This window comes from Arthrobacter sp. PM3 (assembly GCF_003352915.1).
In the GTDB taxonomy this organism is placed as follows: domain Bacteria; phylum Actinomycetota; class Actinomycetes; order Actinomycetales; family Micrococcaceae; genus Arthrobacter.
Map to the genome: position 1 here is coordinate 2,499,121 of NZ_CP022314.1, position 12,666 is coordinate 2,511,786.

At 68.2% G+C, this 12,666-nt stretch carries 12 protein-coding genes; 5 read left to right on the forward strand and 7 right to left on the reverse strand.

What is annotated here, in order from left to right:
* The first annotated feature begins 58 nt into the window (after positions 1 to 58).
* Positions 59 to 631: a hypothetical protein gene (locus CFN17_RS11475; RefSeq protein WP_208747837.1), complete on the forward strand. Its 573-nt coding sequence runs from the start codon at positions 59 to 61 to the stop codon at positions 629 to 631.
* An 88-nt stretch (positions 632 to 719) separates the two neighbouring features.
* On the opposite strand, the gene CFN17_RS11480 is transcribed toward CFN17_RS11475, so the two are convergent.
* From CFN17_RS11480 to CFN17_RS11505, 6 genes are all read right to left on the reverse strand, one after another.
* Positions 720 to 1,484, reverse strand: a complete 765-nt coding sequence (locus CFN17_RS11480) for an ABC transporter permease (RefSeq protein WP_208747838.1) — start codon at positions 1,482 to 1,484, stop codon at positions 720 to 722.
* Positions 1,481 to 2,305, reverse strand: coding sequence for an ABC transporter ATP-binding protein (locus CFN17_RS11485; protein WP_208747839.1), 825 nt, complete (start codon positions 2,303 to 2,305; stop codon positions 1,481 to 1,483). Before CFN17_RS11485 ends, CFN17_RS11480 begins: the two co-directional genes overlap by 4 nt.
* A gap of 26 nt (positions 2,306 to 2,331) precedes the next feature.
* A complete protein-coding gene (locus CFN17_RS11490) occupies positions 2,332 to 2,697 on the reverse strand; it encodes a DUF1048 domain-containing protein (RefSeq protein WP_208747840.1) in 366 nt (121 codons plus the stop codon).
* A gap of 2 nt (positions 2,698 to 2,699) precedes the next feature.
* The gene (locus CFN17_RS11495; protein WP_208747841.1) at positions 2,700 to 3,050 is read right to left on the reverse strand and encodes a PadR family transcriptional regulator; all 351 of its coding nucleotides are present in this window, start codon (positions 3,048 to 3,050) and stop codon (positions 2,700 to 2,702) included.
* Between the two features lie 152 nt (positions 3,051 to 3,202).
* Entirely contained in the window at positions 3,203 to 3,580 is a 378-nt protein-coding gene (locus CFN17_RS11500) for a VOC family protein (protein WP_208747842.1), read from the reverse strand.
* 45 nt (positions 3,581 to 3,625) lie between these two features.
* Positions 3,626 to 6,220 carry an excinuclease ABC subunit UvrA gene (locus CFN17_RS11505; protein ID WP_208747843.1) on the reverse strand — a complete coding sequence of 865 codons (2,595 nt, stop codon included), beginning with the start codon at positions 6,218 to 6,220 and terminating at the stop codon, positions 3,626 to 3,628.
* Positions 6,221 to 6,268: 48 nt separating this feature from the next.
* Here CFN17_RS11505 and CFN17_RS11510 point away from each other — a divergent pair, with 48 nt between their 5' ends.
* Positions 6,269 to 7,360, forward strand: coding sequence for an adenosine deaminase (locus tag CFN17_RS11510; protein WP_261792165.1), 1,092 nt, complete (start codon positions 6,269 to 6,271; stop codon positions 7,358 to 7,360).
* 83 nt (positions 7,361 to 7,443) lie between these two features.
* On the opposite strand, the gene CFN17_RS11515 is transcribed toward CFN17_RS11510, so the two are convergent.
* On the reverse strand, positions 7,444 to 8,418 hold the full coding sequence (locus tag CFN17_RS11515; protein ID WP_208747844.1) for an aldo/keto reductase: 975 nt from the start codon (positions 8,416 to 8,418) through the stop codon (positions 7,444 to 7,446).
* Between the two features lie 162 nt (positions 8,419 to 8,580).
* Between CFN17_RS11515 and CFN17_RS11520 the strand changes: the two genes are divergently transcribed.
* From CFN17_RS11520 to CFN17_RS11530, 3 genes are all read left to right on the forward strand, one after another.
* Positions 8,581 to 10,314, forward strand: a complete 1,734-nt coding sequence (locus tag CFN17_RS11520; RefSeq protein ID WP_208747845.1) for a SulP family inorganic anion transporter — start codon at positions 8,581 to 8,583, stop codon at positions 10,312 to 10,314.
* Between the two features lie 183 nt (positions 10,315 to 10,497).
* A complete protein-coding gene (locus CFN17_RS11525) occupies positions 10,498 to 11,391 on the forward strand; it encodes a glycosidase (RefSeq protein ID WP_208747846.1) in 894 nt (297 codons plus the stop codon).
* A gap of 169 nt (positions 11,392 to 11,560) precedes the next feature.
* Complete coding sequence (locus tag CFN17_RS11530; RefSeq protein WP_208747847.1) at positions 11,561 to 12,355, forward strand: alpha/beta fold hydrolase; 795 nt, start codon at positions 11,561 to 11,563, stop codon at positions 12,353 to 12,355.
* Positions 12,356 to 12,666 lie beyond the last annotated feature (311 nt).

Here is a 12,666-nt window from a genome sequence, read left to right on the forward strand (position 1 = left end):
TTATCGCCGGGAGGCGTAATATAGCAGGAGCCCATCTATGCCGCCCGGAGGACACGCCATGACTCTTGCCCCAGTAATGCCGTTTGTGCCGAAATACGGCCAGATGCTCAGTCCGGAAGCGAACGGCATTGTGGTGCTGGAGGAGGTCGTCCTGGATCCGGTCGCGGCCCGCAGCGAACAACACGGTTTCCGCGCCGCTATGGCCTCGTTCGCGCTGACCATGCGCCGGATCCTCGCGCTGCGGCTGGTCATCGCCATCGTTGCGATCGCCAACCTGCCCCTGTTCCTGCTCAACACGGGGTGGTGGATCTACGCGATCTCCCTGGCCGTCGTCGTCGGCGTCCACGCCGCCGTGTCCTGGCTGAACAGACACGAGCCGCGGCTCCGCCAGCGCAGCCAGCTGGAACTGCACCTGCACCGGGAACGCAGCGCCAACTACCGCAAGGTCCGCGACGCCGTGAAGTACGTGATCGACGCCCCGGCCCGGATGAACGAGAGCCTCTATCTGGAGCTGCTCGCCGCCAAGCGCGTGGCCCTGCACCTGACCATGGGCACCGTCGCCCTGCTGGACACGAGCGACGACGCCGCGTGGAAAGTCCAGATTGTCCGCGAACTCCCGCAGGCCGCCTGAGGCCGCCAACAAAGCAAAGCGTCCGACGCCGGAGCCCGCCCGCGAGGGTGCGCTCCGGCGTCGTTGTTTTCTCACGTTGGCCCCGAGGTCAGCTGATCTTGCGACGGTAGGCGGCAATCGCGAACGCGTAGGCGAGGGCCAGAATGCCGACCAGCCACGCCAAGGCGATCCAGATGTCGCTGCCGGCGGGTTCCTCGGCGAACAGGGCCCGGAGGGTGTCCACGATCGCGGTCACTGGTTGGTTCTCGGCAAACCAGGCGACTGGGCCGGGCATCGTGTCGGTGGGTACGAAGGCCGAGCTGATGAACGGCAGGAAGATCAACGGGTAGCTGAACGCGCTCGCGCCGTCGACTGACTTCGCCGAAAGCCCGGCGATCACGGCGATCCAGGTCAGGGCCAGGGTGAACAGGATCAGGATGCCGGCGACGGCGAGCCAGGCTGATATGGATGCTTCCGTACGGAATCCCATGACCAGTGCGACGCCGATGACGATCGCGACCGAAGCCAGGTTTGCGGCCAGCGAGGTCAGCACATGCGCCCAGAGCACGCTCGACTTCGCGATCGGCATGGACTGAAAGCGCTCGAAGATGCCGCCCTGCATGTCCAGGAACAGCCGGTACGCGGTGTACGCGACGCCCGACGCGATGGTGATCAGCAGGATGCCGGGGAGCATGTAGTTCACGTACGACTCGCTGGATCCGGTGCTGATCGCCCCGCCGAAAACATAGACGAACAAAAGCATCAGCGCGATCGGGGTGACCGCAGTGGTCATGATCGTGTCGGGGCTGCGGAGGATGTGCCGCAGCGACCGGCCGGTAAGGACGCGGGTGTCGCCGAGGACGTGGGTGCTCATCGGGGTTCCTTTCGTGCCGGGGCGGCGGTGGCGGGCCCGCCGGAAGTGGACTCGCCGGTGTCACCAACGAGGGCGAGAAAGACGTCCTCGAGGGAGGGTTGCTTCTCGACGTATTCCACCTTTGCGGGCGGAAGGAGTTGCTTGAGCTCGGCCAGGGTCCCGTTCTGGATGATCGTGCCTTCGTGCAGGATCGCGATCCGGTCGGCCAGTTGTTCGGCTTCGTCGAGGTATTGCGTGGTCAGCAGTACGGTGGTGCCGTCGCCGGCGAGCTGCCTGATGGTCTGCCACACCTCGATGCGAGCTTGGGGGTCCAGGCCCGTCGTCGGTTCGTCGAGGAAGATAATCGGCGGGTTTCCGATCAGGCTCATGGCGATGTCGAGCCGGCGTCGCATGCCGCCCGAGTAAGTTGACGCCTTGCGGTTGCCTGCTTCGGTGAGCTGGAAGCGGGCGAGGAGGTGGTCCGCGGTCCCGGCCGGGTTCCTCACGTGACGCAGCCTGGCGACCAGCACCAGGTTCTCCCTGCCGGTGAGGACTTCATCGACCGCGGCGAACTGGCCGGTCAGGCTGATCGACTCGCGGACCTCGCCGGGCTCGGCGGCGATGTCGTGGCCGTTGACGGTGGCGGTGCCGGCGTCGGCTGTCAGCAACGTCGACAGGATCCGCACCAGCGTGGTCTTGCCCGCGCCGTTGGAGCCGAGCAGCGCGAAGATGCTCCCCGCCGCCACGTCGAAGCCGACGTCCCGCAGCACGTGCACGTCCTTGAATGACTTCTCGATGCCCTGCACCCGGATCGCGGGGGCGAAGGCCTGGTTGGTGGTCATGGCCGCTTCCTTCGTTCTTGACGCGTTTATGCGTTGTCGCCGGCGGCCTGATCGATGGCATCGGTCAGGCGCTTGCGCTCCTTGTTGATCCACTGGCCGTCCGAGTAGTTCCGGATGAAGGTGTCCGCGAACTCCACGGGGTCGTCCCCGACGATGTCGCGGATCGGGGTCCCGTCGACGGCGGCCCTCTCGATCAGGTCTGCGAGGTCTTCGAGCATCTGCATGAGGACATCGCCCTTGACGATCGACCCGGCGTACGTGAAGTAGCGCTCGAGCCCGTCGATTGCGGTCCGGTAGCTCGCGGGGAGCTGCTCCTTGCGCGCCTTGTAGTGGCGCCAGCGTTTCTTGTCGTCCAAGGAGCCTGTGATTTTTTCCAGCCACGTTGCGGCCATGGTTACTCTCCTTCGTTCCGGGTGCGTTCGATGCGGTGATGAAGCCGTTCAATCCGTTGTTCGAGGAAGCTCCAGCTCCTCCAGAACTCGTCGAGGTACTCCCCACCGAGTGCGTTCAGCGAATAGACCTTGCGCGGTGGTCCTTTCTCGGACGGGACCTTCGCCACGTCCACGAGACCGCGCTGCTCGATCCTGACCAGCAGCGCGTAGACGGTGCCCTCGACGATGTCGGAAAAACCCTCCTCGCGCAGCCGTGCCGTGATCTCGTAGCCGTATGCCGGCTGCACGGCCAGGATCGCGAGGACGATGCCCTCCAGTGTTCCCTTGAGCATCTCGGTCATCTGCTTGCCCACGGGATCCTCCTTCTAGCTACTTAGTGCTGCTGACTACCACTAGATAGTAACACTGAATAGCGGTGGGACAAGAGGTGGAGGCAGGAACTCCAGATGCGGTTTCCGGCGCCGCCACGAGCGGGGCCAGGGCAGGGGAAGCCGGGCGGACCCGTTTAGCCCTGTCCGACGTCCTGGACGGTCCGGGACAGCAGACAGAACTCGTTGCCCTCGGGATCACCCAGGACCACCCAGGAGACGTCGGCGCCCTGGCCCACGTCCACGCGCCGGGCGCCGAGGACGAGCAGGCGCTCAAGCTCCTCGGCGGTGGACACGCCGTCGGCCCGGAGGTCGAAGTGCAGCCGGTTCTTCACGGTCTTGCCCTCCGGCACCTGGATCACGTCGATGGACGGCCAGGCTTTGTCCCGCGGTCCGATGCTGATGACCTCGCCGTCCGTTTCGACCACGTGCCAGCCGAGGACCTCGCACCAGAAGTCGGCCACCACCTGGGGCCGGTTCGCGTCGATGGCGATGACAGCTAATTTGCTGGGCATGGCCCCACGATATAGCAACCCCGTAAATGACGACGCCGCGTGGGTTCAGCCGCCGAGCGCGCCGGCCAGGTACGTCGCCGTCCGGCTCGCCGTGGAACGTGCGACGGCGGCCGGCGTACCGGTGGCAACGATCTTGCCTCCGGCGTCGCCGCCGGCCGGGCCCAGATCGATCACCCAATCCGCGGCGGCCACCACATCCATGTCGTGTTCCACCACAACGACGGTGTTACCTGCGTCCACGAGCCGGTGCAGCTGGGCCATCAGGAGCTGGACGTCGGCCGGGTGCAGGCCGGTGGTGGGCTCGTCCAGCAGGTAGAGCGAGTGGCCCCGCTGGGTGCGCTGCAGTTCGGTGGCGAGCTTGATCCGCTGGGCCTCCCCGCCGGAGAGTTCGGTGGCGGGCTGGCCGAGACGGAGATAGCCCAGGCCCACCTCGCGCAGCGTCTGCAGGCTCCGCGCCGCCGCCGGGACCGCTTCGAGGAACCCGGCCGCGGCGTCGACTGTCATGCCCAGGACCTCCGCCACGTTCTTGCCGCGGTACGTGACCTCGAGGGTTTCGGGGTTGTAGCGCGAGCCGTGGCACTCCGGACAGGGACCGTAACTGCCGGGCAGGAACAACAGTTCCACGGCCACGAAGCCCTCGCCCTGGCACGTCTCGCAGCGGCCCCCGGCCACGTTGAAGGAGAAACGGCCGGCGCCGAAGCCCCGGGCCTTCGCCTCGTCCGTCGCCGCGAATTCCTTGCGGACTGTGTCGAAGAGGCCTGTATAGGTGGCGAGGTTGGACCGCGGGGTGCGACCGATCGGCTTCTGGTCCACCTTGACCAGGCGGTCCAGCCGGTCGAGGCCTGAGACCGCTCCGACACTGACCGGTCCGGTGGTCCCGCCGGCGTCGGCCTCCAGATGCTCAGGGGTCTTCGCCGCGTCCGGCTCCGGGTGCAGCCGGGCGCCGACCACTTCGGCCAGGACCTGGCTGACCAGGGTGGACTTGCCGGACCCGGAGACGCCCGTGACCGCGGTCAGGACGCCGAGCGGGAAGTCGGCGTCGAGTTCGCGCAGGTTGTGCCGGCTGATGGCGCGCAGTTCCAGCCAGCCGACGGCATTCCGGCGCGTGCCGCGGGCGGCGGAACCGCCGTCGTCCGCAATGCCGGACCCGTCAGCCGAACCATCCGACCCGTCCCGGAACAGGAACGGCCGGGTGATGGACGCGTCGACCCCGGCGAGTCCGGCCACTGGCCCGCTGTAGAGCACCTCACCGCCGCCTTCACCGGCCCGCGGGCCTACGTCTACCAGCCAGTCGGCGCGCTGGACGATGTCCATGTTGTGCTCCACCACGAACACCGAGTTGCCGGAGGACTTGAGCTGGTCCAGGACTGTGAGGAGGGGCTCGGCGTCGGCGGGGTGCAGGCCGGCGGAGGGCTCGTCGAGGACGTAGATCACGCCGAACAGGCCGGAACGGAGCTGGGTGGCGATCCGGAGCCGCTGCATCTCGCCGGGGGAGAGCGTGGGCGTGGGCCGGCCCAGCGCCAGGTAGCCCAGACCCAGGTCCAGCAGCACGGTGACGCGCTGCAGGAGGTCACGGGTGATGGCCACGGCCACCTCGTTGCCCTCGCCGGAGGACTGCTTGCGGGACGCGGTCCCGGCCTCCGTGAGCTCGGTGGTGGGGCGGATGATCTCTGCCAGTTCGGTCATCGGGACGGCGTTGAGGTCGGCGATGGTGTGCCCTGCGAAGGTGACGGCGAGCGCGGCCGGGGTCAGCCCGCTGCCGCCACAGACCGGGCACGGGCCGGTTTCCATGAAGCGCAGCACCTTCTCGCGCATGGTGGTGCTCTTGGAATCGGCGAGCGTATGCATCACATAGCTCCTGGCGCTCCAGAACCGGCCCTTGTACGGCTTGGCGACGCGGTCGCGCTGGGGCGTAACCTCGACCACCGGCTGTTCCTCAGTGAACAGGATCCAGTCGCGTTCTTTTTTGGGCAGCTTCCGCCAGGGGGTGTCGACGTCGTGGCCCAGGTGGGTCAGGATGTCGCGCAGGTTTTTGCCTTGCCAGGCCCCGGGCCAGGCGGCGATGGCGCCGTCACGGATGCTCAGCGAGGTGTCCGGGACCAGCGAGGACTCGGTGACCGTGTGGGCGATGCCCAGCCCGTGGCACTCCGGGCAGGCGCCGGCGGCCGTGTTCGGCGAAAACGCGTCCGAGTCCAGCGGGCTGGCGCCGTCCGGATAGCTGCCGGCGCGGGAGAAGAGCATGCGCAGCGAGTTGGACAGTGTGGTCAGGGTGCCCACCGTGGACCGGGAACTCGGCGTCCCGCGGCGCTGCTGGAGCGCGACGGCGGGCGGCAGCCCGGTGATCATTTCCACCTTGGGGTTGTGCCCCTGCTGGATGAGCCGGCGGGCGTAGGGGGCCACGGACTCGAAGTAGCGGCGCTGCGCCTCGGCATAGATGGTGCCAAAGGCCAGGGAGGACTTGCCCGAGCCGGAGACGCCGGTGAAGGCAACGATCGCGTCGCGGGGCACGTCCACGTCCACGTTGCGCAGGTTGTTCTCCCGGGCGCCGCGCACCCGGACAAATCCGTCCGTCGGATTGCCCGGAGCCGGGTCAGGAACGCCCGGGCGCGGCAGATCGGAAGCATGCTGTTTACTTTGCATCGATTCGACTCTATCCGCTCCCGGCAGCACCGGGCATATCCTTACCGGATGGAAACGAACGACGCCGGCCCGGGCACCGACCCCGCTGCCGGCCCTGATGTGGCCGGCCCTGACACCGGGGCGGCCCCCGAATTTGCCGAGGTCCCCGAAGAAGTCCTCGCACTCCCGGTCGCCGAACTGCACCTGCACATCGAGGGCACGCTGGAACCGGAGCTGATCTTTGCGCTCGCCGAACGGAATGGCATCCAGCTGCCGTATGCGGACCTGGACGAGCTGCGCGCCCGCTATGAGTTCACGGACCTGCAGTCGTTCCTGGACCTCTACTACGCCAACATGGCCGTGCTGCAGACCGAACAGGACTTCGCGGACATGACCCGGGCCTACTTGGGCCGGGCAGCTGTCGCCGGGGTGAAGCATGCCGAGATCATGCTGGACCCGCAGGCGCACCTGTCCCGCGGTGTTTCCCTGGCGACGTGTGTCAACGGCGTGGCCTCCGTCCTCGCCGTCTCCGAGCAGGAGTTCGGCATCTCCACCCTGCTGATCGCCGCGTTCCTGCGGGATCTGCCGGAGGAATCGGCCCTGGAGGTCCTCGAACAGCTGCTGGCCATGGACGCCCCGATCGCCGGGATCGGCCTGGATTCGGCCGAGGTGGGCAACCCGCCGGCGAAGTTCCAGCGGCTGTTTGCCCGGGCCAAGGAGGCCGGCCTGCACCGGATCGCCCACGCCGGCGAGGAGGGCCCGGCGTCGTACATCACCGACGCCCTGGACCTCCTGGACGTCGAGCGGATCGACCACGGCATCCGGTGCATGGAGGACCCGGCGCTCGTGGAGCGGCTCGTCGACGAACTCATGCCGCTGACCGTATGCCCGCTGTCCAACGTCCGGCTCCGGGCCGTGGACACCCTCGCCGGGCACCCGCTGCCGGCGATGCTCGCGGCGGGCCTGAACGTCAGCGTGAACTCGGACGACCCCGCGTATTTCGGCGGCTACGTGGATGACAACTTCGCGCAGCTGAAGTCCGTGATCGGCCTGTCCGAGTTCGACTGCGTCCGGATGGCCGCGAACTCGATCCGGTCCTCCTTCGCCAGCGAGGAACGCAAGACGGAGCTGCTCGCCGTCCTGGCCGCCTCCGGCCACTAAGAGCAACGCGGGGTCAGATATCGCCCATCCGGAGGCTCCGGACCGGCGCTAAGTGACCCCGCGTTGCTTTGTTGGACGGCTGATTAGACGTCGATCGAATCCATGTGCGGGTACCGCGCCCCGGCTGCCGCCCCGGCCGGGGCGAGCTCCTCCAGCCGGCTCAGGTCCTCGGCGGAAAGGTCGACGGCGGTGGCGCCCAGGTTCTCCTGCAGGCGGTCGCGCTTCTTGGTGCCCGGGATCGGAACGATGTGCTCGCCTTGGGCGAGCAGCCACGCCAGCGCCAGTTGCGCCGGGGTGCAGCCTTTCGCGTCGGCCAGCTCCTTGACCCGGTCCACGAGCTGCAGGTTCCGGGTGAAGTTTTCGCCCTGGAACCGCGGGGAATGCCGGCGGAAGTCGTCCGCGGGGAAGTCCTCCGGGGTGCGGAACTGGCCGGTCAGGAAGCCCCGGCCGAGGGGGCTGTAGGGGACAAAACCGATGCCGAGTTCGGCCAGGACCGGGAAGACCTTGGTCTCCGGCTCGCGCTCCCACAGCGAGTACTCGGTCTGCAGGGCCGTGATGGGGTGCACCGCATGGGCCCGGCGGATGGTCTCGGCGCTGGCCTCGGACAGGCCAAGGTGCCGGACTTTGCCGGCCTCGACCAGCTCCGCCATGGCGCCGACGGTGTCCTCGATCGGGACGGTCTTGTCCACGCGGTGCTGGTAGTACAGGTCGATGTGGTCCACGCCCAGCCGCTGCAGGCTCGCGTCGCAGGCGGCGCGCACGTACTCGGGGGAGCCGTTGATGCCCACCCAGGATCCGTCCGCCCGGCGTTCGTTGCCGAACTTGGTGGCCAGCACGACGTCGTCCCGGCGGCCGGCGATGGCCCGGCCCACCAGGGTTTCGTTCGTGAACGGACCGTACATGTCCGCGGTGTCGAGCAGGCTGCCGCCGGCATCGAGGAAGGCCTGGATGGTGGCGATGGACTCGGCATCGTCGCCGTGGCCGTAGAACTCGCTCATGCCCATGCAGCCCAATCCGAGGGCCGAGACAGTGAGCGATCCGAGCGTGCGGGTTTCCATAGATTTCTCCAAACGTGATTGGGGGCGGCCTCATGGTGGGCAGACCGCCACTCTAGGCCGATCGGGCCGGCGGCACAACGGACGCTCCTCGCCGGCCCCGGCTATCCGGGCTCACCCGCGCAGGGGGATGCGCCGGGCGATACCGGGCGGCAGAGTGCTCTTATGACGAACACTCGACGGCGTCGCATGGGCCCGCTGCGCCGGGTGATGCCCGGCCTCGATGTTCCCGCGACCTACCAGCGGGAGTGGTTCGGCAAGGACATCATCGCCGGTGTGGTGCTGGCGACGCTGCTCGTTCCGCAGGGCATGGCCTACGCTGAGCTGGCCGGCTTGCCGACGATCACCGGGCTGTACACGACCATCCTGTGCCTGGTCGCCTACGCCATCTTCGGTCCGTCCCGCATCCTGGTGCTGGGCCCGGACTCGGCGCTCGGCCCGATGATCGCTGCGACCGTCCTGCCGCTTGTGGCGTCCGACGGCGACCCCCAGAAGGCGGTGGCGCTCGCCTCGCTGCTGGCGATCATGGTCGGGCTCATCATGGTGCTGGCGTCGGTGGCCAAGTTCGGTTTCATCGCCGACCTCATCTCCAAGCCCACAATGATCGGGTACATGAACGGCCTCGCGATCACCATCCTGGTGGGCCAGTTGCCGAAGCTCTTCGGGTTCAAAGTGGACAGCGAAACCTTTGTCGGCGACGTCGTCGGGTTCGTCCAGGGGGTGGCCGCCGGCGAAACGGTCGTCGCGGCCGCGGCGATCGGCATCGCGGGAATCGCGTTGATCCTGGCCCTGCAGCGGTGGCTGCCCAAGGTCCCCGCCGTGCTCGTGATGGTGGTCCTCGCGATCCTGGCGACAACCGTTTTCGACCTCGCCAGCCGCGGCGTTTCCCTGGTCGGGGAACTCCCGCGGGGCTTTCCGCCGTTCACGATCCCCAGCGTGGACATCGCCGACGTCGGTCTGATGTTCGCCGGGGCCCTGGGCATTGCGCTGGTGTCCCTGACCGACACGATCTCGAATTCGTCGGCGTTCGCGGCACGCTCCGGCCAGGAGGTCCGCGGCAACCAGGAGATGATCGGGATCGGCGCCGCGAACATCGCCGCCGGCTTCTTCCAGGGCTTCCCGGTCAGCACCAGCGGCTCCCGGACCGCTGTCGCGGAACGCTCCGGCGCCAAGACCCAGCTCACGGGCCTGACCGGCGCCGTGCTGGTCCTCCTCATGCTCGTGCTGCTGCCGGGGCTGTTCCGGAACCTGCCGCAGCCGGCGCTGGCGGCCGTGGTGATCACCGCGTCCGTCTCCCTGGCGGATATTCCCGGCACCGTGCGCCTGTGGCGGCAGAGCAAAGCCGAAGTCAGCCTGTCACTCGCGGCCTTCCTCGGCGTCGCATTCCTGGGCGTGCTCCCGGGCATTGGCATTGCCGTGGGCCTGTCCATTCTCAACATCTTCCGCCGCGCCTGGTGGCCGTACGAGACCGTGATCGGCCGGGTCCCGGGCTACGAGGGGTTCCATGACGTGAACTTCCACCCGGACGCCAAGCACCTGCCGGGGCTGGTGATCTATCGGTGGGACGCCCCGATCTTCTTCGCCAACGTCAAACCCTTCCGCGACAACATCCGCCAGCTGGCCCGGTCCGAGCCCAAACCGCGGTGGATCCTGCTGGCCGCCGAACCCATCACCGACATCGACACCACCGCCGCGGACGTGCTAATTGAGCTGGACCGCGAGCTGGACGCGCAGGGCACCTCCCTGGTGTTCGCCGAGCTCAAGCACCGGGTCAAGGAGAAGATCGAGCTCTACGGGCTCAAACAGGAAATCGATCCGCACCACTTCTACCCGACCCTCGACGCGGCCGTAGCGGCTTACAAGGCCCACGCCGGGGTCGAATGGAGCACCGAGGACTGACCGGCTCGAGCGGCCGGTGTATCCCGGTTTCCTACTGGCGGGTACTGGTGAGTTGGTCCCGCATCCGCCCCGGTCTGCGCTGTCATAGTGGGTCACGACACACAGAGTTAACGGATTCCACTCGCAAAAATTAACATTTCCTTGGCAAAATGCAGGTGGATCAATTGCTTCTAAAGGAGACCCATGGGCGCGAACACCGCGGAAAACACCAACCTTCGGCTTAAGGCCGTGCTGGATGTCCTGGCAGAGGAGGTATGGACCGGCGAGAAGCAGAACGCGGGTGCCGTCCTGGGCGAGGCAATCGCGCGGGTTCCCCTCAACGAGCACGAAAGTGAACTTCTTAGCGGCGGCATTCCCCGCGGCCACAAGACGCTGACCACCGCCACGGCCAAGCTGGTCAAGGCCGGCTGGCTGGTCAAGGGCCGGTCCGGTTGGTCCATCACCGAGGACGGCCAGCGCGCCACGGTCGCGTTCGCCGAGCCCGCCGCCTTCTCTGCAGCGCTCGACGCCGGCACTCCGGTTCCGGCCGGCACCCCGCTGCCGTCGGCTCCCGCCGAGAAGCCCGCCGCGAAGGCCCCTGCCAAGTCTGCGGCGAAGGCCGCGGCGAAGGCCGACAAGGCTCCGTCGAAGACCGCCAAGGTCGCCGACAAGGCTGCCAAGCTGGTCGAGGAAGCTGTCGCCCCGGTCGCCAAGGCGGTGCGGAAGCGCAAGCCCGCCGCCAAGGCCCCCGAGGCCGAGGCCCCGGCGGAAGCGCCGGCTGTCAGCGTCGAAACCATCGAGCAGCCCGAATCCGTTGCCGTGGCCGGTGACTTCAACATCCTCCTGGGCGCCCCGGCCAACTGGGCACCGCAGTACGACGAAGCCCAGATGGAGCTGGACCTGGTGGACCAGCGCTGGAAGATGGCCGCGGACATCCCGGCCGGCTTCTACACCTTCAAGATCGCCCTGAACCGTTCCTGGGACGAAAACTACGGCGCCTTCGGCACCTTCGACGGCCCCAACCACGAGGTCCACCACGGCGGCGGACTCCTGGTCATCCAGTATGACCACCGCACCCGGGACATTGTCCTGGCGTAGGAGTACTTTGCCGCGGCGCCACCCCTCTGGCGACGCACAAGTTATCTGACGACGCGCAAATGCCTCTTCGCTGCCGGAATATGGCCGCGGAGGGGCATTTGCGCGTCGCGGGAGCTTATGCGCGTCGTCGACATGCCCGCGGGACAGCGCACCGGCCTAGCATTGCCTTATGGACAGCGTCGAGGTCGCGGGTCTGCGAATCCGGTACCGGCGGGAGGGGCAGGGGCAGCCGCTGGTCCTGCTGCACGGCGCCTATGAGGACAGCCGCATCTGGCGGCGGCAGCTCGACGCGCTCTCGGACGAGTTCACGGTCTTCGCCTGGGATGCCCCCGGGTGCGGCGGCTCGGACGACCCGCCGCCGGACTTCACCGGGCGGCAGCTGGGCGAAACCCTGGCCGGGTTTCTGCGGGAGGCCGTGCCGGGCCGGCCGCACCTTCTTGGCCTGTCCATGGGCTCCGGCATTGCCCTGGAGCTGTACCGGGCGCATCCGTCCGTGCCGGCGTCGCTTCTTCTGGTCTCGGCGTACGCCGGCTGGGCAGGATCTCTGCCGCCGGAGGAAGTGGAGCGGCGCTACGCACAGGTGCTGGCCGAACTCGACCAGCCGCCCGAACAGTTCATCCCGGAGTGGTTGCCCACTCTCTTCACGGAGCACGCTGATCCGGCGGCCGTGGAGGAAACCAGCGCCATCATGGCCGACTTCCATCCGGCCGGCATGCGGGCCCTGCTGAACGCGAACGCGCGTGCCGACTACCGCGACGTCCTGCCGGCCATCGCGGTCCCCACCCTGTTGCTCTACGGCACGCGGGATGTCCGCTCGCCGCTGAGTGTGGCCCGCGAGATGAACCGGCAGATCCCGGGGTCGGCGCTCGTGCTTATTCCCGACGTCGGGCACATGGCGCCCGTCGAGGCGCCGGAGGCCTTCACCACGGAAGTGCGGAACTTCCTGCGCGGGCTTGCCGGATGATCCAGCTGGCTGAGCGGCCCCCTCAAAGCCAGCCCTGAGGCCGGCCGCCTGGACCCGGCAGCGCTAGAACCGGGTCGGGTCCGGGCGCGGCGGCACCGGGCCGGGGTCCGGGATCGGCAGGGGATTGGGGGTCGGGAACGGACCCGGCGCCGGCGACGGCGTGGGTCCGGGCCGGGGCCCCGGTTCAGGTTCCGGCTCCGGGCCCGGACCGGGTTCCGGAACCGGCGGGGGCGTGACCGGACCGGGTTCGGGCGGGAACGGGTCCCCGGGCTGCGGCGGCGGTGTGGTGGGCCCCGGATCCGGCGGGAACG

Coding starts and splice junctions, on each gene's coding strand:
- CFN17_RS11525 (WP_208747846.1), top strand. CDS start 10,498: ATGGGCGCGAACACCGCGGAAAACACCAACCTTCGGCTTAAGGCCGTG.
- CFN17_RS11500 (WP_208747842.1), bottom strand. CDS start 3,580: ATGCCCAGCAAATTAGCTGTCATCGCCATCGACGCGAACCGGCCCCAG.
- CFN17_RS11485 (WP_208747839.1), bottom strand. CDS start 2,305: ATGACCACCAACCAGGCCTTCGCCCCCGCGATCCGGGTGCAGGGCATC.
- CFN17_RS11510 (WP_261792165.1), top strand. CDS start 6,269: ATGGAAACGAACGACGCCGGCCCGGGCACCGACCCCGCTGCCGGCCCT.
- CFN17_RS11480 (WP_208747838.1), bottom strand. CDS start 1,484: ATGAGCACCCACGTCCTCGGCGACACCCGCGTCCTTACCGGCCGGTCG.
- CFN17_RS11490 (WP_208747840.1), bottom strand. CDS start 2,697: ATGGCCGCAACGTGGCTGGAAAAAATCACAGGCTCCTTGGACGACAAG.
- CFN17_RS11475 (WP_208747837.1), top strand. CDS start 59: ATGACTCTTGCCCCAGTAATGCCGTTTGTGCCGAAATACGGCCAGATG.
- CFN17_RS11530 (WP_208747847.1), top strand. CDS start 11,561: ATGGACAGCGTCGAGGTCGCGGGTCTGCGAATCCGGTACCGGCGGGAG.
- CFN17_RS11505 (WP_208747843.1), bottom strand. CDS start 6,220: ATGCAAAGTAAACAGCATGCTTCCGATCTGCCGCGCCCGGGCGTTCCT.
- CFN17_RS11515 (WP_208747844.1), bottom strand. CDS start 8,418: ATGGAAACCCGCACGCTCGGATCGCTCACTGTCTCGGCCCTCGGATTG.
- CFN17_RS11520 (WP_208747845.1), top strand. CDS start 8,581: ATGACGAACACTCGACGGCGTCGCATGGGCCCGCTGCGCCGGGTGATG.